At 53.8% G+C, this 24,572-nt stretch carries 19 protein-coding genes; all 19 read right to left on the bottom strand.

The window, feature by feature from the left end; genetic code table 11:
• Positions 1-301 precede the first annotated feature (301 nt).
• Positions 302-703 (bottom strand): GtrA family protein, encoded by a 402-nt coding sequence (locus AC3RCJ_RS24760; RefSeq protein ID WP_492959523.1) that lies wholly within the window; start codon positions 701-703, stop codon positions 302-304.
• Positions 700-1,986 carry an NAD(P)/FAD-dependent oxidoreductase gene (locus tag AC3RCJ_RS24765; RefSeq protein WP_492959525.1) on the bottom strand — a complete coding sequence of 429 codons (1,287 nt, stop codon included), beginning with the start codon at positions 1,984-1,986 and terminating at the stop codon, positions 700-702. The genes AC3RCJ_RS24760 and AC3RCJ_RS24765 overlap by 4 nt, the downstream gene beginning before the upstream one ends.
• A gap of 47 nt (positions 1,987-2,033) precedes the next feature.
• Positions 2,034-4,127 (bottom strand): hypothetical protein, encoded by a 2,094-nt coding sequence (locus tag AC3RCJ_RS24770; protein WP_492959527.1) that lies wholly within the window; start codon positions 4,125-4,127, stop codon positions 2,034-2,036.
• A 67-nt stretch (positions 4,128-4,194) separates the two neighbouring features.
• Positions 4,195-5,142: an NAD-dependent epimerase/dehydratase family protein gene (locus AC3RCJ_RS24775; RefSeq protein ID WP_492959529.1), complete on the bottom strand. Its 948-nt coding sequence runs from the start codon at positions 5,140-5,142 to the stop codon at positions 4,195-4,197.
• Positions 5,143-5,192: 50 nt separating this feature from the next.
• A complete protein-coding gene (locus tag AC3RCJ_RS24780; protein WP_492959531.1) occupies positions 5,193-7,556 on the bottom strand; it encodes a hypothetical protein in 2,364 nt (787 codons plus the stop codon).
• A gap of 339 nt (positions 7,557-7,895) precedes the next feature.
• On the bottom strand, positions 7,896-8,654 hold the full coding sequence (locus AC3RCJ_RS24785; RefSeq protein WP_492959532.1) for an SDR family NAD(P)-dependent oxidoreductase: 759 nt from the start codon (positions 8,652-8,654) through the stop codon (positions 7,896-7,898).
• Between the two features lie 292 nt (positions 8,655-8,946).
• Entirely contained in the window at positions 8,947-10,218 is a 1,272-nt protein-coding gene (locus AC3RCJ_RS24790) for an FAD-binding protein (protein WP_492959534.1), read from the bottom strand.
• A 20-nt stretch (positions 10,219-10,238) separates the two neighbouring features.
• Positions 10,239-11,672 (bottom strand): UbiA family prenyltransferase, encoded by a 1,434-nt coding sequence (locus tag AC3RCJ_RS24795; protein ID WP_492959536.1) that lies wholly within the window; start codon positions 11,670-11,672, stop codon positions 10,239-10,241.
• A gap of 130 nt (positions 11,673-11,802) precedes the next feature.
• The gene (locus AC3RCJ_RS24800) at positions 11,803-13,863 is read right to left on the bottom strand and encodes a glycosyltransferase family 2 protein (RefSeq protein WP_492959538.1); all 2,061 of its coding nucleotides are present in this window, start codon (positions 13,861-13,863) and stop codon (positions 11,803-11,805) included.
• A gap of 269 nt (positions 13,864-14,132) precedes the next feature.
• A complete protein-coding gene (locus AC3RCJ_RS24805; protein WP_492959540.1) occupies positions 14,133-15,092 on the bottom strand; it encodes a class I SAM-dependent methyltransferase in 960 nt (319 codons plus the stop codon).
• 58 nt (positions 15,093-15,150) lie between these two features.
• Positions 15,151-16,521: an ABC transporter ATP-binding protein gene (locus AC3RCJ_RS24810; protein ID WP_492959542.1), complete on the bottom strand. Its 1,371-nt coding sequence runs from the start codon at positions 16,519-16,521 to the stop codon at positions 15,151-15,153.
• A complete protein-coding gene (locus tag AC3RCJ_RS24815; RefSeq protein ID WP_492959544.1) occupies positions 16,511-17,365 on the bottom strand; it encodes an ABC transporter permease in 855 nt (284 codons plus the stop codon). The genes AC3RCJ_RS24810 and AC3RCJ_RS24815 overlap by 11 nt, the downstream gene beginning before the upstream one ends.
• On the bottom strand, positions 17,362-17,907 hold the full coding sequence (gene rfbC, locus AC3RCJ_RS24820; protein ID WP_492959546.1) for a dTDP-4-dehydrorhamnose 3,5-epimerase: 546 nt from the start codon (positions 17,905-17,907) through the stop codon (positions 17,362-17,364). Before rfbC ends, AC3RCJ_RS24815 begins: the two co-directional genes overlap by 4 nt.
• Positions 17,904-18,791: a glucose-1-phosphate thymidylyltransferase RfbA gene (gene rfbA, locus AC3RCJ_RS24825; protein WP_492959548.1), complete on the bottom strand. Its 888-nt coding sequence runs from the start codon at positions 18,789-18,791 to the stop codon at positions 17,904-17,906. Before rfbA ends, rfbC begins: the two co-directional genes overlap by 4 nt.
• 2 nt (positions 18,792-18,793) lie before the next feature.
• Positions 18,794-19,690 carry a dTDP-4-dehydrorhamnose reductase gene (gene rfbD / locus AC3RCJ_RS24830; protein WP_492959550.1) on the bottom strand — a complete coding sequence of 299 codons (897 nt, stop codon included), beginning with the start codon at positions 19,688-19,690 and terminating at the stop codon, positions 18,794-18,796.
• Positions 19,687-20,754, bottom strand: a complete 1,068-nt coding sequence (gene rfbB / locus AC3RCJ_RS24835; RefSeq protein WP_492959552.1) for a dTDP-glucose 4,6-dehydratase — start codon at positions 20,752-20,754, stop codon at positions 19,687-19,689. Before rfbB ends, rfbD begins: the two co-directional genes overlap by 4 nt.
• A gap of 246 nt (positions 20,755-21,000) precedes the next feature.
• Positions 21,001-21,780 carry a glycosyltransferase family protein gene (locus AC3RCJ_RS24840; RefSeq protein ID WP_492959554.1) on the bottom strand — a complete coding sequence of 260 codons (780 nt, stop codon included), beginning with the start codon at positions 21,778-21,780 and terminating at the stop codon, positions 21,001-21,003.
• 119 nt (positions 21,781-21,899) lie between these two features.
• The gene (locus AC3RCJ_RS24845; RefSeq protein ID WP_492959556.1) at positions 21,900-22,808 is read right to left on the bottom strand and encodes a glycosyltransferase family 2 protein; all 909 of its coding nucleotides are present in this window, start codon (positions 22,806-22,808) and stop codon (positions 21,900-21,902) included.
• A 214-nt stretch (positions 22,809-23,022) separates the two neighbouring features.
• Entirely contained in the window at positions 23,023-24,567 is a 1,545-nt protein-coding gene (locus tag AC3RCJ_RS24850; protein WP_492959558.1) for a DEAD/DEAH box helicase, read from the bottom strand.
• Positions 24,568-24,572 lie beyond the last annotated feature (5 nt).

Below are 24,572 nucleotides of genomic sequence, written 5' to 3' on the forward strand. Positions count from 1 at the left end.
CCCCTTGCGGCACCCTCCGGTTCTATTGTTCATGAATCCACCATCATTTCCGATGATTACTTAGAGCCTATTCCAGTAAGGAGCGTCTTCTGCTGGCAGCACATCAGGAACCCGGACAAGGCGTGAGGAGGACGCGTGGCAAGCCACGCGACGACGATCAACGCAGTCACCGCTCCTGAAGCGCGCCAGCGGCAGATGTTTTCATCTACCGGGATAGGCTCTGGGCATTGGCACCAGACCAGCAATGACGCACCATGCGACTGGGTAATAGAGAGTTTCCGCCACCAATCGGCCAGCATGCCTATTGAAATGACCAGCGCTTATGTCCGAGATAGCTGGTAAAGACGGGTACGGCAACCCCGACAGCATGCGCAACCTCCTTGACATAGGTCGTCAAGCCCAGCGCAGGTAGCAGATAATAGGCAAGGCCCATGCTGATGGCCCAAGTTTGTATAATGGCAACCAGGTTAACCAGCGTAAAGAACAGCGCAGAGCGTCGCGTGGATTGCCTGCTTTCTTTAAATACAAATAACTTGGCCAGTACAAATGCGGTCACCATGCCCGTCATGTAAGCGAGGACCACGGCGCCAGAAAACGGCAGCCACAGGTTATACAAAATACGCGAGCCGAAATTGACTGCGGCGGCGGTGCCGCCAGTCACCAGGAAGACAACAAACTGGCGCGAGGCAAAGTGCCCGATCATGCGGCGGCATCCTTGGCCATTTGGCGGCCAAAACCGATGCTTTCGGAAATGCCACGGTCTTCCGGATAATAGTAAGAAGTATCGGCTACCCACAAGCCCTGCACCGGCAAGGCAACGGGCGGCAGGCGCGACAGGTACCCCGGCTCACAAATCGGCTGGGCGTAGCGGTAGCGGCTCGCTCGCATGTCCAAGAAGTCGGCGTCGCTTAATGCCGGATTGATCTTCTTGAAATAGCGACGCACCTTGTCGAGGAATACCTGATCCGGTTCGGCAAACTTCGCATGCTCACCCGGCATATAAAACGGTACATAAACAATGTGCTCGTCGAGTGGGCGCAAGTTGGAATATTCCACCAGGCCAGGAATATCCATCTCGGGATCATTCGTATTGAGCCAGAAATTTTCAGTCAGTTTCTGGCGCAATTTGACGATCACGCAAACCACCGCGATATTATTGAGGGCGCGAAATTGCGACAACACGCTTGCCGGCAAATCGGGCATCAAGCGCGGTACATAAGGCAGCGGCACTGTGCTGATGACCTTGTCGAAGGCTTCGAAGCAGCCCCCCACATTCACACCTCGTACCTGGCCATTCTCGATCACCACCTTGCTGACGGCAGAACTCAGGCGCACCACGCCACCATGCCGCTCGATATCGGTATGCATCCCCTGTAGCAATGTGGCAGAGCCGCCCTCCAGATAACCAAGCTTTTCCTTGAACAGGCTATAGCGCGAACGGCCTATGCGACGGATGCGGCTCCATATCCAGGCTGCGGACAGATTGTTCGTGAAATCATAAAATTTGTAGTCGAACAGGCGACGCCACAACACCTCATACGCCTCTTTCCCCACCCATCGCCGTATCCAGTCAACAGCGTCGACATTATCCAACGGCTTCCAGTCATCGCGCTTGGTGGACAGGAACGCATGCAGGCCGTAGCGGAACTTGGCGACGAAACCGAGTCCCTTGAACTTCAACAGCGCGACCGGATTCCCCCACTCTTGCAAGCGATCCTGATACCAATAGCCCATTTTGGTGGCGACCCAATGCATCTTGCCAGCCAGTCCCAACTCGTCCAGCACGTTCAGGAAGGCATGGTCTGAAATGGCATGAAAATGATAATAACGTTCGATCGACAAGCCGGAAAAATCGAAGGCGGCGGTCATGCCGCCAACCCGGTCATCCGCCTCGAATACCACTGGCGTATGTCCATCGCGCGCCAATTGATAGGCCACAGCCAAACCCATCGGACCAGCCCCGAGTACTGCAATACGTTGACCCATGTTGAAAACTCCACTATGTTTTTGATTTACCGAAGGCATGACGCCTCCTATTCCGCATTCACCGCGATAGCGGACCACTCGCCCCAGCCGCTGCCGCTGTCGATAAACTTGACCACCAGGTCCCCCAATGGCACAACGGCGGTGTTAAAGTCCATCCGCGTCCATTGCGTCATCACCGGCATAATCATTCTCAATTCCGGTTGCCCCTCTATTTCTATTATCTGGCGTCCCGATCTGGGACCAGAGCGATAAAATAGCCGGTCACCGCGTTTGAGACGTAATGAGATAGCGCCCGTATCACCGTCGCCATGAATCAAACTTCCATATACCTGCATGCCATCGATGTGCGATTTTTCGTAATCGAAGCCTTGCCATTGATTTCCGACCAAAACGCTGTGGCGCCCCACGCTGGCAAACTGCGGTGCTGGCGCCATGGCGGTCAAAGAAAACAATGGCTGTGACAAATGGGCACGCAAAAAACAGGCAGGATTTTCACCCTGCAAAAACAGTTCTCCCTTTAAGGCATCAGCAGCCACGTAACCAGTAAATCCAGCCTTGCTTGCAGGCATATCACCAGACTCGACATTTCCGCCCATCATCGCGTAACCAATCACTTTTCCTCCGGCGACAAACCGCAAGAAGCTGGAGTTTTCCTTGCTGCCAGGCATGTGCAGTTCACCGTGTACACGCAGATACCTGGCCTCTCCGTTGATAGGCACAGCTTCCGTCAGTGTTCCCTCGCAACGCACACCTGCCATCGGCCACGGTTGCCCTATTCCTGCCCGCACTTGTCGCAATGGATAGTTGCCAAACACGGACAATTCCCGTGCCATGGCTTTCGCGGCAAGGTCCAGTGCACGCGGCGCGGAAGGGTAAATATGGGCAATTTGCGCTTCGTCGTGTACGCCCATTGCCAATGCCAAAGCAGCGACATTTTTATTGAAAACGGCATCAATCTGCGGTTTCAACGCATGCGACTGCAGGACGAGCATGAACGTACCCAGCAGGCACAATGCGGCGACGGACAAACGTTGCCAACATTGTTCTTTCGCGCGCAAGACGGGAAAATATTGTACGCCCAATGCCGCCCAGGCCATGACCGCTGGCGTCGAATAACGGCCAGCGAAGGCCTGATCGGCGCCGATAAACATGCGCCCGGCTGCGGTAATGAAGCCTGACAGCACGATATAAGCGATAAAAAACGTCAAGGCCAACGCAGGGCTTCGCTGCGGAGAAACCAGCAAACGGTAAGCCTGATAGATGCTGCATGTCATCATAAGCAGGCCGGCGGCGAGCGCAACATGCCGCGCCCAAGGAGTACCACCTGCGAGAAAATAAAACGGACTACCAAGGTAATGCAAGGTGTATGTCAGCATCTGCAGCGGATACTCCAGCATCACCTGATGAATAGGCATATGGCTGACAAGCATGCTGTACTGGTAAAAGAATGCTGTCAAACCAATTACCGAAAGCCCCGCCAAACATGCTATTTTCAAACGTCCCAAGCGGGCCACAATGGCATAGGCAACCATCATCGGCAATACAAAAATACCATTCGCCATGGTGCCGATACAACTGAGGCCAAATACTGCTGCACATACAAATTGGCGTCCCGGCTCCGCTTCATCAGTTGACTGATACAGCCAGTAAAAGGCACAAAGTGGCAGCAACTGGACCAGAAAGAACTGACTCTGGAAGGCCCAGGTCAAATTTTCCTGTTGCGTCCAGAGGAATAACCAGCCCGTCAGGAACAGCATCGCCGACCATTCCGCAGCCGTCGCACGGACGGTACCGGCAAGTTGTCGAAAAATCTTGCAGAACAACAACGCGGCACAGCTGACCAGAATGTAATTGAGGGCAATCAGGAATGCACCGGTCCCACCAAACCATTTCAAATCCATCCAGAACAGGATTTTTGTCAATAGAATGCGATGGTCATTGTGCTGCAACCACCAAATACGGTTTTCGCCATCCTGAAGACGCAGGAAAAAATCCAGGTAGCCGTCCCACATATCCCAGAAAGGTACGGGCGACCAAGCTAGCAGCCCGCCTAGCAGGGACAAGCCCACCATGCACGCGGCGAACAAACCAGCAGCCAGCAAGAATAAGTCACGACCAGATAAGTAAAGCAATCGTTTCATCGGGCAACGTACCGCAAAACAGACCTGCCATGCGGTACAGCATGCAAACACTTTTTTTCAACCATGCTCAGAATTCCAGGATAACTTTGTTGTAACGAGGATCATTGAAAGTCTCGTCGATTGCACGGACAAATGGCGTATATGGCACGTCGAACATGCCTGGCCAGTCGATCACTTCGAACTCATCCTTCGCACTCAAGGCAGCCAGTTGCTGGGTAGTAAACGGCGGATTTTTATCAAACAATGCCCACAGCCAGATCAATCCATAAAACAGGTGATAAGGGATCTTGACGATAGGCGTACGCGCACCGGTGGCGCGCTTGATGATGCGAATAATATCGATATAGTCGACCTTTTCATGGCCGGAAATGTTATAGATGCCAGAAGCACGTCGGTTTTCGATGCAGCTGATAATCACATTGGAAAAATCACCGACATACAGCGGTTGACGCATATAGCGTCCATGCCCCGGAATGGGAAATACCGGCACCTTTTTCATGAAACGGGAAAGCCAGCCCAGATGCTTGCGGTCAAACCAGCCAAACATCAGCGTAGGACGCAGCACCGGACATTCAATGCCGCTGGCCAAAACCATATGCTCTTGTTCCTTCTTGCTGCGCGTATAGAAATCATCCGCCACCGACACCACCACGGAAGAACTGATATGCACCAGATAGGGTTTGTGCGCACTGGACTTGATCTGCTCCAGTATCAACCGCGTCGCGTCGACATTATTTCGCACGAAGTCCTGATAATCAATGCCGCCAATCTGTGCCTGCAGCATGATGACAACATCGGCATCATCGAAGTGCCTCTGCCAGTCACCAGCTTCTGCCAGATCCGCATATTCGCACACGATATCAGGCTGGACTTTACGTAAGATTTCCAAATTGCTGCGGTGCTTGTCCAACACAACTATATTGGTGTAGCCTTTGGCCTTCAGACGCGCCACCAGATTTTGCCCTACCAGACCGGCACCGCCAGGCAAAATGATTTTTTGATTTTTCGAGTTCATACCTTGAAAGAATTCCTATCGTTATTTTTCAATCCAATTTTTTAAGTCAATTAATTGAGTACGCCATCAAGCGCAAATTGCGAACACATTTTCATGCCTTCACCATTGTCGAAACCCAAACCGAGTTTGTAATTTCCCCTGAGCCCGGAGATATCGATATTCACCATATAGCCTGCGCCTTCCAGTTTGCGGTTATTAAATGCGCTCGCCACGTCAGGGCGATCAACGGACTGCGCTGGTACCAGATGCCGCCGGTCTTGTGCATCGGTCAATATCACATATACCTGTCGCGCAACCGTTTGATGCGCAGCACTCGGCGTCAGCCAACCTTGTACATTAAGCATGCCCTGTGCCCGGAAAGGAAGATGACCGACAGGGGTATGATTGATGACATCAATGGCACCGCCGCATACGACGCCTGCTTCCGTACCTGCGGCAAGTAACTGTCCCTCACGATGCTCCGATGAATAGAATCCTGCGTCGGCGGCGGCACTGACCGGCGGCAACGGCGTCAAACTCAAGGTATAACTATCCTGCCAAAGCCAACGCGCACGCTTGTTTGTATCAATACTGACAGACTCAACCACCTTGCCATCAAGCAACTCACCCTTCCCAAACATATATGAAAATTCATTGCTATCTTCAATCAAAGGCGAGAGCAAAAATCCAGCTTTCGCCATGCCAGAGACAAGCCGAAATTTTTTTGTGCTGCCATTGACCAGATTCACGGTTATCGACAATTGACTTGGGCGCAGCAGCAAGGAGGCTATTCGCCCAAAAAAACTGGGCTTGATATCGAATTGAGCAAACAGTAATTGATCGCCTTTTGGCAAACGTATGGCTTCGCTAAAACGATGGGTTCTGATGGGAAAACTGGGTAATGGGGCAAATACCTCGGCCGTGTTCCTCGTGAAAACCAAGGTCTGGTCATAGCGATGAAAAGGCTGGTAATAGGCCAACAAGATCGGCCAGCTTGGACCATCGTCAAGCGATGGAAAGCGATTATCTATGCTTTGCACCTTGAAAAATACATTGCGAGGGGCGTCCTTACCAAGCAAATACCGCCTGTTGACATTTGCCAGTGCGGGCGTATACGCGGAATAACTCTGCAACACGGGCCGGGGCGTCCAATGATTACCAGAAGCAATCAATGCGGATTGATCGTACGCATAAATGTCGCTGCTCCCCGCCAAGACGGGCAAAGCCGCCTTCTGGCGCAAGACAAGCACCGTCGCGTCGAACTGGCTACGGGGCCAGTCGTGCTGCAAACGCAGGCGCGCACCGGACCACGACGAGGCAAACGTGGCCTTGACATCCCTCGCAAGGCTTGCCGGCGTACTATGCTGATAGTGATAATTGACGACCAACCACGAGAACATGCTCAATAAAACACAATACAAGACGCGACGCGAATATAGCACCAATGGCAAAGCCATGACAGCCATCAATAAAGTAGTGCTCGCTATGACGGCATGACCATCATGACGGACAAAACCGGCTTTGAACGCGATAAAGAGCACGGCAGCAAACAGTAACAACAAAAAATACCGCCGCGCTTTCGAGATGCCGGGATGTCTTGCAATGGTGAACAGGATTGCGACACTGGCGAGTACCACCAGAATGATTTCATGCAGTTCACCTGAATACGCCATCGCCTCCGAGTAGCCCGAAACAATCAGCAACATCCCGGCAAAATAAGAGGGTAATGTGGTCAACTGTTGACCTGCCGCCACCCAAAAGAGAGCCATCGCCAATAGGGGCGCCAAGAGGCAAATGACAGCCAGATACCGACGACGCTGGACGAACAAAAAAATGGCGCACAACACGGTAACGGCCGCGCAGAGCATAAGCAGGGTACCCTTGATCAAAGGCAAGAACCCCAAAGGTGCAAGCAACAACATCAACAACCAGGGATAGTCATCTTTTACTTTCGGCTGCATGCCTATCGTAGCTGGCCAACGCCGATAGACCTGCAAAGCTATCAGCAGTGGCATGATGAACAGCAAGGAATCGGGAATAAAAACAAGGCCGGCCATAATCACCACGAGGGCAAATATCCAGCGCCTGCCGCCACCGGAAATAAAGAGTCCCAGAATGCCCGCATAAGAAAGGGCGAGATAGGTACTCGACAACAAGGCCAGGGAATCGGTAGCCGGATGATAATTGCGCGTGTAAACAGAGGAATACGGACCAAAAGTAAATATAATATCGCGACCGATGGCAAGTCCTTGCGCCATGGCCTGTTCCAGGCCAAAGCGCCATGACCCATCCAGGCCGTCAGTGGGCATATCGGGAGAGAACGGCACAATCCTGGCGACGCAAGTGAGTACCACCAGACACCACAGCAGCGCATCTCCCAGTCGGCGCAAGCGACGCTCAGTGAAGTAAGTCGGCATCACCGCAAGCTCGGCCAAGCGTCAAGAGTGTGTCCAAAGCGGCATCCGTAAAAAATAATCGACATACACACCTTTCTCAATCATCCATCTACTATGTAAAAACAAGCGCCCGGCCAGCCACTCCGGCATGCGTGACGTATTCACCCAACAATAGAAACCTTGCACCGATGAATCCAAGGCCCTGCATCGCCAGTCCCAAATGCAAAGGAAACGCGTGCATTGCCGTCCTCTCCGGTTCACGATACCAAGCCTCGCCAAGCGCTTTCGCCCGGAACCTGCAAGGCAATGTGCCGGGCATTGCCATCCATGGTTGCAATGCCCGATATGATTTACCTGGTGTTCTTATTAATCTCGTCCCTATATATCCATTTTATTGAAGACAAAACGTGGCAAGTGCCGGATCACTTGCATGATCACGGCCCATTTGCGCGGTGCATAAATAGTCTGGACTCCCTTGGCAATACCGGCCACGATTTCACGTGCCACCTGGTCGACAGGGGCCATCTTGCCTCCCTGCCCCTGAAGGTGTGCGGTCATCGGGGTGGCCGTCGGTCCCGGCTTGATCAGTACCACATTGACGCCGCTCGAAGCAAGACGATGCTGAAGGCCCTGCGTATAACGCGTGACGAGGCCCTTTGCAGCACCGTAGACATAATTGGATTTCCGGCCGCGGTCCCCTGCCACCGACCCGATGATCGCCAAGGTGCCCCGTTCGCCGCGTTGCATATGTTCAACAAATGCTTCTGCAAACAACACAGGTGAAATGCCGTTCACTTCAAGCGCCTCGCGGCACTGCGCCAGACTATGCTGGCACCCAGCCTGATCAGGTAAAGATCCGTGGGCGATCAGCACCAGGTCCAGCTGGCCCTGAGCGGCAAGCTCTGCCGCAAGTCGCGCAATACCATCAGCATCCATGAAATCGGCATCGCGCACGGTGATGCGCGATTGCGGACTACGTACCAGCAGGTCGTCCGCGACCTTCTGCGTGCGTTCCGCATTGCGTCCCACCAGCGTCAGATCGACCGCTGTTTCGCGTACCCACAGCCTGGCGCAATGCTCGGCAATCGCCGATGTTGCTCCAATAATGACGATACGTTGTGGCTTATTCGGCGGCATGCGCATTTCCTTGTTTAACAATAACTGGGGTTTGAGATTAGCAACGATTCAGCTTGCCATGATTAATTTGTACAACAACGCGGCCAAGTAATTCCCCATACATTATTATGATTTCCGACTCCCATCAGCGGCGCCCGTGGTGTTGCCCGCGGTTAACAACGCGTGCCTTGCAGGAGGGACTGCCCATCACCGGCCAGTACCGTTACGCTGGCGCGGGACTCGTTCCGCAAACCCCCTGCGCGCCATCCGGTTGCGGTTCTTCATCCGCTCACAATAATTTCCCGAAGATTATTTAACTGCCCATCAGGCGTCGAGACATCGAAGAACTGATACCAGGATCGCGGTACTGCAAAAATTCCGCAAGGCGTGGATAACCGGCCTCGAACAAGGCGCGCGGCATGCGTGCATCCTTGGCCGGATAAATCCTGCCACCGGCCTCGCTCACAATCTGGTCAAGACGCGCGAATAACTGCAAAGTCCGCGCGCCCTTGTTTGGAAAGTCCAGCGCCAGCGTCACGCCAGGCTGGGGGAAGCTCAACATGCCAGCGGATTGACGATCGCCGAAAGTTTTAAGTACGGCCAAAAAAGAGCCATCGCCTGCACGTGCGATGGCATCGAGCATCTCCCGCACGGCATCCTGGCCAACCGCGCGCGGTACCACGCTCTGATATTGATAAAAACCACGTGGACCATACATCCGGTTCCAATCGAGCAAATTGTCCAGGGGATAATTGAACGCCTCGTAATGGACCGTCCGTCTGGAAGATTTCCATTTATTCAGATTGAAATAGGCAGTATTAAAGGCCGGCAGCGACACGCGATTCACCAATGAAACAGGAGGGACAAACGGAATGCGACGTTTACGCTCGGAAGGCTGGGCAGACAAACCCACTGCGCCAAGATTCCCCCGCATGAACAGCCCTCGTCCGCCGCTACCGGCCATGCAGTCGATCCAGGAAACCGTATGCTCCCATGCCGCTTCCGATGCGTCGGACAGGGCAAAAAACTGTTCCAGGTTATCGTAGGGCAGCGTTTCCGTTTGCAGCCAAGGACCAGCAACACGCCGCAACTGCAACTCCACCCGTACCACCACACCAGTCAAGCCCATCCCCCCGACTGTCGCGGCAAACCATTGCGGCAACGATTGCGGACCACAGTCAATCACGCTGCCATCGGTGCGCAGCAATTGCAGCGCAAGAACATGATCGCCAAATGAGCCGTGCACATGGTGATTTTTTCCATGCACGTCATTGGCGATGGCTCCACCAACAGTGATCAATTGCGTGCCTGGGGTAACGGCCAGCATCCACCCTCGCGGCACCGTCATTTTCTGTATGTCGCGCAGCAATACGCCACTCTCGCAGACCAGGCGGCCTGTCAGCGTATCAAAACTGATAAAGCGGTCCAGCTCAGTCGTGCGCCAGAGCGCGCCACCCGGGTTCAGGCACACATCGCCATAGCTGCGTCCCATCCCGTGGGCCACCCCTGGCAATGTACCTGGCAAGCCCTGTAATGTCCGGACACGCTCCGCCAGCGCGAACACATCATGCTCGTCAGCCGTCAAGCGCCCCCAGGACGACACTCTCACCATGGCCATCCCAATGTTCCGATCGCCAGGACAACGGCGAACGCCAAGCCAGCCACCAGGCTGACCTTGTCTTTCACGGCGAATACCAGCGGGTCGTCATGCATATCCCCCCGATGTGCCTGCATCCAGATCCAACTCACCCAGAAAAGCATCACCGGGACCGCCCCCCATACACATTCGGGTGTACGGTACAGTTGTAACACTGCATCGCTGTTCAAATACAGTGCCAACACGACCACGGAAGCATAGCCTGACGTAATACCAAGCATTTGAATCAAGGGGGCATCAGAGGTGAAATAACCGCGACCATGCACTTTTTTCTTACCGTTGAGCATTTGGACCTGCAGTTCGGCGTAACGCTTCACAAATGCCAGCGACAGGAACAAGAATACCGAGAAGGCCAGCAGCCAGAAAGACAGGGGAATCCCGGCCGCCGCCGCACCGGCAATAATGCGCAGTGTATACAGCACAGCCAAGGTCAAGCAGTCGACCAGGATCAAGCGCTTCAGTCCCCAGGAATATGCGCAGGTGAGCAAGAAATAGACCAGCAGGCAGGTCAGAAAATTGCTTCCCACATGATTTGCCAGCAACAGACTGGCAAGCAAGAGCACAGGCGCGAGCATCACGCCCATCCATGCGGGGACCACGCCGGAGGCAAACGGCCGCGTGCATTTACGAGGATGCTGCCGGTCGCTTTCCAGATCGAGAAGATCGTTGGCGATGTAAACGGAAGAAGCGCAAAGGCTGAAGGCAAAAAAAGCCACGATCAGCGAGAACACAGTATCGACGTCAGTAATCAGATGGGCCGCCACCAATGGCACGAATAACAGCAGATTCTTCATCCATTGATGCACACGCAATACGCGACGCCAGGCGCTCAAGCCAGCGGCAGGCGCGGCAAAAACCCGCTCCACTTCACATTGCATCGCAGCCTTCGCAGCCAAATCAGCCGATGCATTCACCACCACGGCACGTCGCGCGCGCGCCCATACCGCCAGGTCGGCATTGGAATTACCGGCATAATCAAAGCCGGCCCGGCCAAAGCGCTGCTCCAGCGCATCAGCCTTGTGCCTGCCGGCCAGATTGGTGACGCCATCGCTGGCCATGACAGCATCAAACAGGCCAAGGTGGCTTGCAATTGCCGTGGCAATCGAGATATCCGATGCCGTGCACAAGATTAACGACCGTCCTGCATCCTTTTGCAATTTCAACCAGGCCAACAATTCCACATCATAAGGAAGAGAAGTGGCATCGAAACTGCCGTTCTGTGCCAACTGCTGCTTGAGCACCGCCTTGCCTTGAGAAAGCCAATATGGAATGCGCAAGGCATCCCACGGCCTGTCGCGCATGGCCCGCAACGCAGACTCGTGCAACATGTCAGTCCGGATCAATGTTCCGTCGAGATCGACAACAAGTGGAAGCAAACTCAAAATAATCCTTCAAATAAAAACCACGACAGTCGCTTGTAACGGTCAAGCGTCGCGCACACAATTGCCGGCCGTGTAATGCAAGAGAGGCAAGCCACTTCTTTCAATAAATGCCCATTCAATGGCAACTTTATTAAAATGTATTCACACGCGGAGGCCAGGCATAAGAAAAATCCTCCATGTCCAGCGTCAGGTTAAAACTATAGGCTGGATCTTGCAGCAAGCTATCCCCCCAACGCGCTTTCACGTAGGCAATCTCATTACCAAAACGCGCCACTTTTTCAGGCGTATCTTCATCGCCGCGCGATGCCGATTCGTGATGAATCATTTCGGCATACGGCGTCCATACATTGCGGAAACCGGCTTCGCGCACGCGCAGACAGAAATCCACGTCGTTGAATGCGACGACCAATTTTTCATCCAGCCCGTCCACCTGCTCGAACACCTCACGACGCAACAGCAGGCAAGCGGCGGTCACCGCACTGAACGATTGATGCAAAACAGCCCGGCGGAAATATCCAGGATCGCCTTTGGGAAAATACTTATGCGAGTGGCCAGCAACACCACCTAAGCCGACTATGCAACCGCCATGCTGCAGGCGCCCATCCGGATACCACAGGCGCGCACCGACACACCCTACATCGCCACGCGCCGCAAACGACACCATCTCCTCCAGCCAATCGGGCGTGAGAATTTCGATATCATTATTCATCAGACACAGAAAACTGCCGCGGGCAATGCGTGCCGCATGGTTGTTGAGCGCAGAGAAGTTGAACGGCGAATCATCGCGCAATACCCGGAAACGTTCGGCCGGCAGCCGTGCGAACAATTTTTGCGTCGCCGGTTCGACGCTGCCATTATCAACAATAATGACTTCGTAATTGAGGTAAGTCGTACGCTCAAGCAGCGAATCGAGACACATACCCAGCAAATCGGCACGATCCTTGGTCGGGATGATAATACTGACCAGCGGTTGCGGCACCGGACACGCAAAGCGTACCCGGTTCAGCGCCGGCGCCTCGGGTGCTGGCAACACTTCGGCCTCCAGCCCGACACGCGCCAAGTGTTCGACGACAGCGCGTCGGCCCGCATCGGCCGCATAATTCTTCTCTCCAGCCGCCAATGCCGTGCTGCCCGCAATTGCACGCCAGTGGTAAAGCACATGCGGCACATGAACGACTTGCGACGGATCAAGTTGTTCGATCACACGTAATGCCAGGTCATAGTCCTGGCCACCTTCGAAGCCAGCACGAAAGCCTCCAAGGCGACGCACCAGTTCGGTACGGTAGACACCCAAATGGCAGATCATGTTTTGCGCCAGCAGCAACTCATAATTGAGTTGCGACTTGAAGTAGGGATCATAACGGTGATTTTGCTCGTTGACCTTGTCTTCATCCGAATACAACAGGCCCGCGTCAGGAGAGCGATTCAGCGCCTCCACCATCCAGTACAACGCATCCTCAGCGAGCATATCGTCATGATCGAACAGCGCAACAAACTCGCCCTCCGCCAACGCCAGTGCCGAGTTACTGGCACATGATATATGCCCGTTCTGTTCACGATACACAATTTTGATACGGCTATCCTTGTCGCGCGCGGCATCTAACACCTTTCGCACGGCCGAATTGGTAGAGGCATCGTCAGCAATGCATAATTCCCAATTCGGGTACAACTGCGCGCACACCGAATCGATCGCCTGCTGAAGAAATTCCGGCGGCGTGTTGTAAACTGGCATCAAAACAGATATCAAGGGACGTAGCGCAAAGCTCTCGACTTTCCCTCGCATGGCATCACGCCGGCTATCATCCAGCGTACTGTAACGCCGTACCCATTCCGTATAATCACGCGAATCATGGGTGGCCACAGGGGTGGACAACTCAGATTGTTGAACAACAGCAAGGCCGCGACGGAGTCCGGCCACACCCTCGCGGGCATACAGGCGGGCGGCCAATGACAGGGCGGGTATCCAGCCGCCATAACGCTGCCTTGCCATGCCTGCCAGACGCAAAACACGCTTCACGCGCAATACCTGGCGCAGGATGGCCCGCAAGGGGCGCGTCACGCGCCAGCTGCGCGTAGCGTAGATGGCATGAATTTGCATGTCCCGCTGTGCCACCAGATGGCTCAAATGGGCTATTTGCGCATCGCGCTCTGCCAATGCACTATTATTATCGTATGGTTCTTCTTTATGCATGCCCTGATTCCTTTTTCATCCACACCATGGTCTTGACTACACCATTTTCTAGTTGTCGCCGAGGTATCCAACAAGTTTCTGTCGCCCCGGATATTGCAAATATATTGGCAGGCAGGTCAAGCAATGGCCACAAAGCTTCCGCCTACCGTACACTTGAGCATCTTCGTCCGTTCACCGGCTGATGTACCGCACCTTCCGCATGAACGAATACAGGATTTGGTTGATGTTCTTGCTTCTGCCTTCAATCTGTGTAGCCGGCACGTGCCCGCTTACCCGCGCAGCAAAATAGACAGCTTGCGCAGTGGTGCCGTCAGGCGCCAGCTCCAAGTGGCCATCAACTGCTTGTTCTGTTCACTCAAGAATGCTGCCTGGGCTGTTTGCGAGTCCAGGAGACTCCGCACTCCGGCCAACTCGTTCTGCAACTCTTGCTGGCGCACTTGCGCCAGGTGCCTGTCACGCTCGCTATCCGACAACAGCGTACGCTGCCGCACTAATTCAGCAGCTAACCCCTGGCATTCCGCCTGCTGGCCACTCAATGCAACTTCAAGCTCCTGATTCTGTGCCTGGTGCTCAAGAATAATGACAAAATCGTCGGTCAATTCGCTGAATTTAGCATCAATGCCACCATCATCACAATAACCATGTGCATATGACGGTAATGCATGCAGTATCCGTTTCGCATACTGCGATTGAAATGCCTTGTCTTTTACAAATACGGCAACATAATCGTTCCAGGCATCCGCTTCCATCGATTGACAATTTTTATCACCGATAAAAGACTCCAGCAGGGCCGGCGCATAACCATTTCGCTCGCCCCATGCCACCAACGCATGGCCTGCATCCGGATAAAATCGCCAACAATCGACTGGATAACGGTGAATATAACCGTTGCTTGGCGCATTCAAATAGAAAAGGCCATTCGGCTTTAGTATCCGCAAGACTTCCAGATATAGCAGCCAAAAAAACTGGGAGTGCTCAAATACCGAACTACACACCACCACGTCGGCACTGGCGTCTTCCATGGGCAAATGATAGGGATCGCTCAGGACCACATCGACACCACGCCCCTCGACAAAATCGATTCCGATATATTTTGCGGCAGACGGACTGACATCGCGCAACGAGCCATTTACATCCTGAGCGCCCACATCCATGATGACGATATTTTTCTCATCTTCACAATATGTCTTGAAAAACAGCCCACCAAACTCTAACGCCGAAGGATGCATTCTATTTCCTTAATAAGTAACTCTCACATCTCCCAATACGCACAAGCAATTGCGGTACTTAAGAAACTGCCTCTTCAATATTTTTCAACTTTACTTGCAGCATCGGAATGCCGATCAGGCCCGAGGCGACACTGCTCGATTCGGACTTAAATACGACAGCATCATGAATCCAGTGATGCTGTTCATGTATTTCCTGGCTACCATTGGCGACAGCAGTACTGATGCTATATTCGCCAGCCGGCAACAAGGGCATATAGAAAGTGAACTCCGCTTGTAGCTCGTTGCCTTCGTGGCTGAACACCAAGTTATCGCGATAAGACAAGAAAGTATTGTCTCCAAACAATTCCTGGCCCAAACGGTCCTTGACATGAAAACCGATAATAGGCGAATCGAGATCCTGAAATACGCTCACGACTATGCGCAGGGTCACCAGTTCGCCGCCGACGATCCATGCCAGTGCATTGCCTGCGGCATCAAGCAGATGCACATTCGCTATCCGTGCCCCTCCCTTGCCAAACGATGCAGCATCGGGATCAAACTTAAAAACCTGCAAGTCGTTACGTAAATTGCTGGAATTGATGAATTCAAGGCGTTGATCCTTGATGGGAATTGATTCATCCGGCTTCTTGAACGCTTTCAATTTGGTCGTACTGCTCTTGCCTTGCATGGCCTCATAAAAGGCCTCAAGATACAACTCGCAGACGTCCTTGGGAGTTCCTTCCTGCAATACCTGCCCTTTTTCAAGCCATACCGCGTAGTTACACAAATTCTTGATGCTGCCCGTATCGTGGCTGACAAACAGTACGGTGCCAGTCTTGATGAATGCACGCAGGAAACGCATGCATTTCTGAGTAAAGAAGGCATCGCCCACCGCCAGCGCCTCGTCGACCACCAGGATGTCAGCGTCAACGTGCGCAATGACGGCAAAAGCCAGCCGTACCATCATGCCGCTCGAATATGTCTTGACGGGCTGTTCGATGAAATCGCCAATATCGGCAAACGCAACGATATCGTCGAAGCGTTGGTCAATCTCGGTGTTGGTCAAACCCAATACCGAAGCGTTCATATAGACATTTTCACGCCCGGTAAACTCGGGATTGAAACCGGAACCCAGCTCCAGCAAGGCGGCAATACGCCCATTGGTTTCTATGCTGCCACTGCTTGGACTCAAGGTTCCACATATCATTTGTAGCAAGGTGGACTTGCCGCTACCGTTACGACCGATGATCCCGACTGTTTCACCGCGCTTGATTTCAAACGAGACGTCTTTGACAGCCCAGAATTCACGGTAATAGCGCTGTGCCTGCATGCCCACCTTCCGCTGCACACGAGGCAAGACAAATTGCTTCAAGCGGTCGCGTGGGGTGGCATAGATCTCGTAGCATTTACTAATATTGCTAACGCGAATGGCAATCTCATTAGAGGACATCGGCAAATCCCTTTCTGGTCTTTTGAAACCAGACATAGCCGGCCCAAGCAATGGCGGCTGCCGCCAGCGAATACAGTCCCAGGCCAAGCCAGTCCGGAGCGTGTCCAAATATCAACACCTCGCGCGCTTGTTCGATAATGAATGTCAACGGATTAGCCAACATAAATGGACGAAAACGCTCTGGCACGGCCGTCACAGGGTAAAACACCGGGGACAGAAAGGTCAGCACACTGACAACGATAACGACACTCTGCCCTACATCACGCAAAAATACGCCCAACGAGGCCAGCATCCAGCCTATTCCCGTGGTTAACACCACCAACGGCAATAGCACGCACGGCAGGAAAATCACCGTCCAATGCAGATAACCATTAAACAGAGTAAATGCCGCCAACAGTACCACCAGGCTTATCATGCTGTGAAACAGGGCTGCGCTCATCACGACCACCGGCAATATCTCGATGGGAAAAACAACTTTCTTGACATAATTCATATTGGCAAGAATCAGATTCGGTGCGCGCGTGACCACCTCGCTGAATAAATTCAGCATGATCAAGCCGACAAACAGCACTACGGCATATTCCGTTTTGCTGCCATCGCCGCCTATCCCGCCCCAGCGCGACTTGAAAATCTCGGAAAAGACAAAGGTGTACACGACCAGCATGAAGATCGGATTGAAGAACGACCAAGCCAACCCCATCGCAGACCCCTTGTAGCGCCCCGCGACTTCACGCTTGGCCATTTGCATGATCAATTGCTTGTTCCGCCACAAGCTGCGCATCAAGGACGCCATCGAGGTCGGTTGCGCGGCATGCGGATTCACATTCGCCAATGCCCCCGTCATACGAAAACCTCAGCATCGGACAGTAATTTTCCCAACTGGTCTTTTCCAGACAACATGGGCTGACCTTCGACCTGCCAGTCAATGCCAAGGGCGGGATCATTCCACGCCAGGCTGCGCTCATGTTCCGGCGCCCAGTAATCCGTGGTCTTGTAGAGGAACTCCGCCGTGTCCGACAACACGACAAAACCATGCGCAAACCCTTCCGGAATCCAGAACATCCGCTTATTTTCAGCGGACAGCTCGACGCCGACATGCCGTCCAAAAGTGGACGAGTTGCGCCGAATGTCGACCGCCACATCATAAACGCGTCCCTGCGTTACGCGTACCAGCTTTCCCTGCGGATGCTGGATTTGATAGTGCAGACCACGCAGGACATTTTTCGCCGAGCGGCTGTGATTATCCTGAACAAATTGCACTGCATGTCCAACCGCCTCATCAAATTGACGCTGATTGAAACTCTCATAAAAAAACCCACGCTCATCGCCAAAGACTTTCGGTTCAATGATCAACAGATCCGTGATATCGGTAGGAATCACTTTCATGATTGAACCCTTTCTTTCAATAAGCGCTGCAAGTATTGGCCATAGCCATTCTTCGCAAGAGGTACGGCAAGCCGCTCCAACTGCGCCGCATCGATAAAACCCTGGCGAAAAGCGATTTCTTCAGGACATGCCACTTTCAAACCTTGGCGATGCTCGATCGTCTGGATGAAGTTACTGGCTTCATTAAGGCTTTCATGGGTTCCCGTATCAAGCCAAGCATAGCCACGCCCGAGAATCTCCACATTCAGCTGATCACGCTGCAGATAGATACGATTAACATCGGTAATCTCGAGCTCGCCCCTCGGCGAAGGCGCCAAAGTACTAGCAATGTCAACGACCTGTTCGTCATAAAAGTACAAGCCGGTGACGGCATAATTACTTTTTGGCACAACCGGCTTTTCCTCTAGGCTGGTGGCCCGTCCGACATCGTCAAAATCAACCACGCCATAACGCTCGGGATCCTGCACATGGTAAGCAAACACCGTAGCGCCATGCGGTTGCGCACAAGCACGCTCTAGCTGCACCTGCAGATCATGGCCATAAAAGATATTGTCACCGAGCACGAGTGCACTCGGTGCCCCATCCAGGAATTGCTTGCCAATGATAAAAGCCTGAGCAAGACCATCCGGGCTGTTCTGCACCGCATATTGCAAATTCAAGCCCCATGCGCTGCCGTCTCCCAACAACTGTGCAAAACGTGGCGTATCTTGCGGAGTAGAAATAATCAAAATGTCTCGTATGCCCGCCAGCATCAATGTGCTGAGCGGATAATAGATCATGGGCTTGTCGTATATGGGCAGAAGTTGCTTGGAGACAGCTTTGGTCACCGGATATAAGCGCGTGCCGGATCCGCCAGCGAGAATAATACCTTTACGTTCTGTCATGGTTACTTTTCAATAATTTCGCTGAGCATTCTTGCTACGCCGCACTGCCATTCTGGCAGTGTGAGGGAGAATACCGATTGTAATTTTTGCGTATTGAGCCGGGAATTTTTGGGCCGTACGGCTGGCGTCGGAAATGATGCGCTGCCAACCGCAACGATTTCAGCGTTTGCGACCTTGATGTCAATGCCGGCCTTGCGCGCAAATTCGATTACATAACTGGCATAGCCATGCCATGACGTTTCACCTGCCGCCGCCAGGTGATAAATACCACCGAGTTCAGGGCGCGCCTGGACGGTGCGGATAGCGTGCGCAGTAACATCGGCAATCAGATCAGCTCCCGTGGGAGCGCCGATCTGGTCGGCAACCACCGACAGGCGTTCGCGTTCACCGGCCAGGCGCAGCATGGTTTTGGCAAAATTGCCACCACGCGCAGCATAGACCCAGCTAGTGCGAAAAATCAGATGCTGGCAGCCACTGGCCACGATGGCCTGCTCGCCTTCCAGCTTGGTGCTCCCATACACGCTCAAGGGTCCGGTCGCCGCCAACTCGTCGCGCGACGCGTTACCGCTGCCATCGAACACATAATCAGTCGAGTAATGAATCAGCAATGCTCCAATACTTGCAGCCACAGCAGCAAGCACGGCAGGTGCAGAGGCGTTCACAGTACGGCACGTCGCCATATCTGTTTCTGCCTGGTCGACGGCCGTGTAGGCGGCGGCATTGACAATCACATCGGGGGCAATCGCCCGCACCGTGGCTTCGATGCCTGCCAGGTCACGAAAATCGCCACACCACTGCGCGCTATCGCTTCCCAGTGCTATGAGGTTGCCAAGTGGCGCCAGGCTGCGCTGCAATTCCCATCCCACCTGCCCGTTCTTACCTAACAGTAGTATTTTCATGTATTACGTTCGATATAGTTTTTCGAGACCCAATCGCGATATGCTCCCGACTGGACACTGGCCACCCACTCCTGATTGTCCAGATACCACTGCACAGTCTTCCGGATCCCCGTTTCGAACGTCTCGGCAGGTTTCCAGCCCAGTTCACGCTGCAGTTTGCTGGCGTCGATCGCGTAACGGCGGTCATGTCCGGGCCGGTCGGTGACGTAGCTGATCTGGGTGCTGTAGCTGACGCCGTCGGTACGCGGACGCAATTCATCGAGCAAGGCACAGATGGTGTGCACGATCTCGATGTTCGGTTTTTCATTCCAGCCACCGACGTTATACACATCACCCAGTTTGCCTGCCGCCAAGACACGACGTATTGCGCTGCAATGGTCCTTCACATACAGCCAGTCACGAATCTGCTGGCCATCGCCATACACGGGCAAGGGTTTGCCTGCCAGGGCATTGACGATCATCAGCGGAATCAGCTTCTCAGGAAAGTGATAGGGCCCGTAATTATTGGAACAATTGGTCGTCAGGACCGGCAAGCCATAGGTGTGGTGATAGGCGCGCACCAAATGGTCGCTGGCGGCCTTGCTGGCCGAATACGGACTGTTCGGCTCATAACGGTGAGTCTCGGTAAAGGCGGCATCATCCTTGGCAAGGGAACCATATACTTCGTCGGTGGAAACATGCAGCATGCGGAAAGCCTGCCGTGCTTCGCCTTCCAGCCCGCCCCAGTAGGCACGTACGGCTTCGAGCAAATGAAAAGTACCAACGATATTGGTTTGAATGAAATCTTCCGGGCCATGGATGGAACGATCCACATGACTCTCCGCAGCGAAGTTGACCACGGCGCGTGGCTGATGTTCGGCAAGCAATTTTGCTACCAGCGCAGCATCACCGATATCTCCGCGCACAAACAGATGGCGCTGGTCGCCATCGAGCGATCGCAAGGTATCAAGGTTACCTGCGTAGGTGAGGATATCCAGATTGACCAGCGCTTCGTCCGATTGCGCAAGCCAGTCCAAAACAAAATTTGCGCCAATAAATCCGGCGCCGCCCGTTACCAGTATCATCAGAAACTCCCTAAATATTACTTTCAATCACATTCAACTGAGGATACAGAAAACGGCTTGCATGCAAATCGCCCACACAGAATATTACCACTTTGACATCCCAACATAAGTGAGATTGTACTCCAAACAAGCGTCATTTAGCCATTTGGTATTATGGTAAGGAAGTGCAGATCACGCCTAATGTGCCTATCGACCACGCAGTTGCACCACAAACATAATTTCACGAAAAGCAACACATTTGAAGCGTTAACGTTTCGTAAAAACGCGGCCAAACTGGATTTTCAAGTACGCCTCAGAAGCAAAAAATTTTATTGCGCTTGTCAAATGCCAGATTAAAAATTGCAGCTTGCGGTGACTATCTCGCTGGGCTTCATGAATAACCCGTATTTCCTTATTTACCAGGATATCGAATCCCGCAAGACGGGCGCGGGCACAAAAATCGACATCCTCAAAATACAAGAAATATCGTTCATTGAATCCACGCAGTGACGCATATATATGACGTGGAATCACTAAAAACATGCCTGCGGCCCAGTCCGGCATCAACATTTTTTCATTTTGCGGCACAATTTCACGCGGCAAGCGCAGGTTAAACAACCTGCATATCAGCTTGCGCACAAGAAGATACGGCGAGGGGAAATTACGCGCGCTATCTTCGACATCACCGTTATTACCGACTATCAATGGAGCGCAGATACTCCCTGCCGAGCATTCCAGCATCGCCGACAAGGCGGGAAATGGATTATCAATCAACCGTATATCAGGATTCAATACGACAAAATGATCACCATTAGACAACATGAAGGCAGCATTATGATTGGCAGCAAAACCCTGCGGTGACGGATTTACAATCAGATACACTTTGAACGGCAACGTCTCCAACTCGACAGGCAGTTCCTCCGGGACGTTCAGCGTAAGCACGACTTCAAACTCGCCCTGTCCCAGGGAGGCCAACTGATGCAATAAAGGCACGATATACGCCTGATGGCCATGACTGACGATCGACAGCGAAAATTTCTTAGTCATCTACAAAAATCCAATGATGGGATACGGACAAAAGGCCATCGTCCTCCACCGATCACGGTGGCGACCAAGCCAGGCCCGCAGGGCATGCTAGCCAAGGAGCCGATCCAGGCGAGTCACGTTCACTCAAGCGCCTTGAAGGCATCCCGCACGCCACGCAAAAAGTATTTCAGCTGCATTTTCTTATTTTTCTGCGTCAAGATCAGGATAAGCTGATGGATGCTATTTATTAACACCTCGCGCATTGCCAGCAATTTTGGCACATGGCTTAACCGCAGCATGAAAAAACCGTTGCGGATACGATAATAACGTCGCCATTCCGCATGAATGACCAGGCGCCATTTCAGAAAAGGTATCGAGCGGTCACCTATCGAATGGATCATGCATACCGAGGGAATCGCAAACATGGAGTAGCCATCACGCACAGCGCGCAAACACCATTCAATATCCACATAATCGATGAAGAAGTCGCCACGCATGCGACCCACGGCATCCATCACCTCAATGCTGGTAAATGTCCCTGACGAGATGGCAATGGAAATGGGAATGGGGGAAGTTTCATTGCCAGTAGGAACGATTTTTCGGCGCAAGCCAAACTTATTCAGCAATATCAGCGGATAGAAAAATCCCGCACGTTCATCCTTGAAGATGGGTGCAACCAGGGCAATCTTATGTTTTTCAGAAAGGTCAAAAAAGGCATGTTGCAATATTTGAACAAACTGTTGCGTGACCAGGCTATCCTGATCAAAGAAGATAAGATACTGCGCCCCGGCTTTTTTTGCAAAGTCAATTCCGACATTTTGAGCAAATGCGATACCCATATTTTGCGCCAGATCAAGTAACTGAATGCGCTCATCGCCACGGGACAACGCGGACAGCTCTGCAATGTTGGCACTGCCATTGTCCACCACAAGAATTTTATTGACCTGGGTTGCAAGTGCGGACGTCAGGCGCCGCAAATCCGCCACCTGCGGATTATAGGTGACGACAATAGCAAAGACAGCGGCTTCTTTCACACCAATATTACTCATTAGACAATCTCTGGTGCAAGCGATGCAGGTACGCTACATAACACACCGGCATCCGCCGATAATCGCGCCTGCCGCTGGCAAGGAAGATGGACACGGCAGGCCAAGCTGCCGCCCCCAGGAAATGTGCGTTGCCCCGGCTACCATCCGTAGCGATCTTTATTGCAACGCCGGTGTCACTGGCAAGCTATGCCGGGTTGTCAGTGACTTGCGGAAACTACTTGCTTAAGCCACCCAGCAAGGCCGCCAGCTTCTGCTTGGGCTTGCTGGCGGGCGGGTTCACGGCCGCCACGGGCGCCGCCTTGGTCGGCTCGTACGGCTTGAGGAACCAGGGGTCGACCTTGTCGCGGCGCGGGCCGGGGGAAAACGGGCGGCTGGCGCGGTCGGCCGGGCGGCTCGACGAACGCGTGTCGGCATCGCCGCCATGGCGGCTGTCGGACGAGCGCGCCGGGCGCACATCGCCGCTTTCGGCGCGGCGCGGCGGACGGCGTTCGCTGTCGCTGGCGCGCGCAGGCGCGGGATTGAAGCCCGTCAATTCGCCGCGCTTGATGCTTTGCTTGATGAGTTTTTCGATATCGGCCAGCAGGCGCTCATCCTTGTCCGAATAGATGGAAATGGCGTCGCCCGAGGCGCCGGCGCGGCCGGTGCGGCCGATGCGGTGCACATAATCTTCCGCGTTGTACGGCAAGTCGAAGTTGATCACGCATGGCAAGTCGGAGATATCGAGGCCGCGCGCGGCCACGTCGGTGGCGACCAGCACATCGATCTCGCCCTTCTTGAACGCTTCCAGCGCGGCCATGCGTTCCTGCTGGCTCTTGTCGCCGTGAATCGCCGTGGCGCTCATGCCTTCCTGTTCCAGCACGCGGGCCAGGCGCGAGGCGCCGATCTTGGTGTTCGAAAACACGATGACCTGCTTCAGGTCGCGCTGGCGCAACAGATGGGCCACCAGCGCATGCTTCTGGTCGTCCGTCACCTTGTAGACCACCTGCGTGACCTTGTCGGCCGTCTGGTTGCTGCGCGCCACTTCGATCGTCAGCGGATCGTTGAGGAAGGTCGCGGCCAGCTTCTTGATTTCTGGCGAGAACGTGGCCGAGAACATCAGGTTCTGGCGTTGTTTCGGCAACAAGTTGATGATGCGCTGCAGGTCCGGCAGGAAGCCCATGTCCAGCATGCGGTCCGCTTCATCCATGACCAGCATCTGCACCTGGCCCAGGCTGATGTTCTTTTGCTCGATATGGTCGAGCAGGCGGCCCGGCGTGGCGATGACGATTTCCACGCCGCCGCGCAGGGTCACCGTTTGCGGCTTCATGTCCATGCCGCCGAAGACGACGGTCGAACGCAATGGCGTGTGCTTGGCGTACGCCTTGACGTTTTCGGCCACCTGCACCGCCAGTTCGCGCGTCGGCGTGAGGATCAGCGCGCGCACCGGGTGACGGGCGGGCGACATGCTGCTGCTGGCATGCGCCAGCAGCAACTGAATGATCGGCAGGGAAAAGCCGGCCGTCTTGCCGGTACCCGTTTGCGCGGCCCCCATCACGTCACGCCCTTGCAGCACCACGGGTATGGCTTGCTCCTGGATCGGTGTCGGATGGGTGTAGCCCTGCTCGGTCAAGGCGCGCAGGATCTCGGGGGCGAGGCCAAAATCGGCAAAACTCACGGTAGGGGCAGCGATGGAAGCGGCAGGTGCAGCAGGGGCGGCGACTGGCGCCGCGTCAGGGGCGATCGCCGGGCTAGGCGTAGGAGTCGATTCAGTTTCAGACATAAATT

Source organism: Janthinobacterium sp. GW822-FHT07H11 (assembly GCF_058798615.1).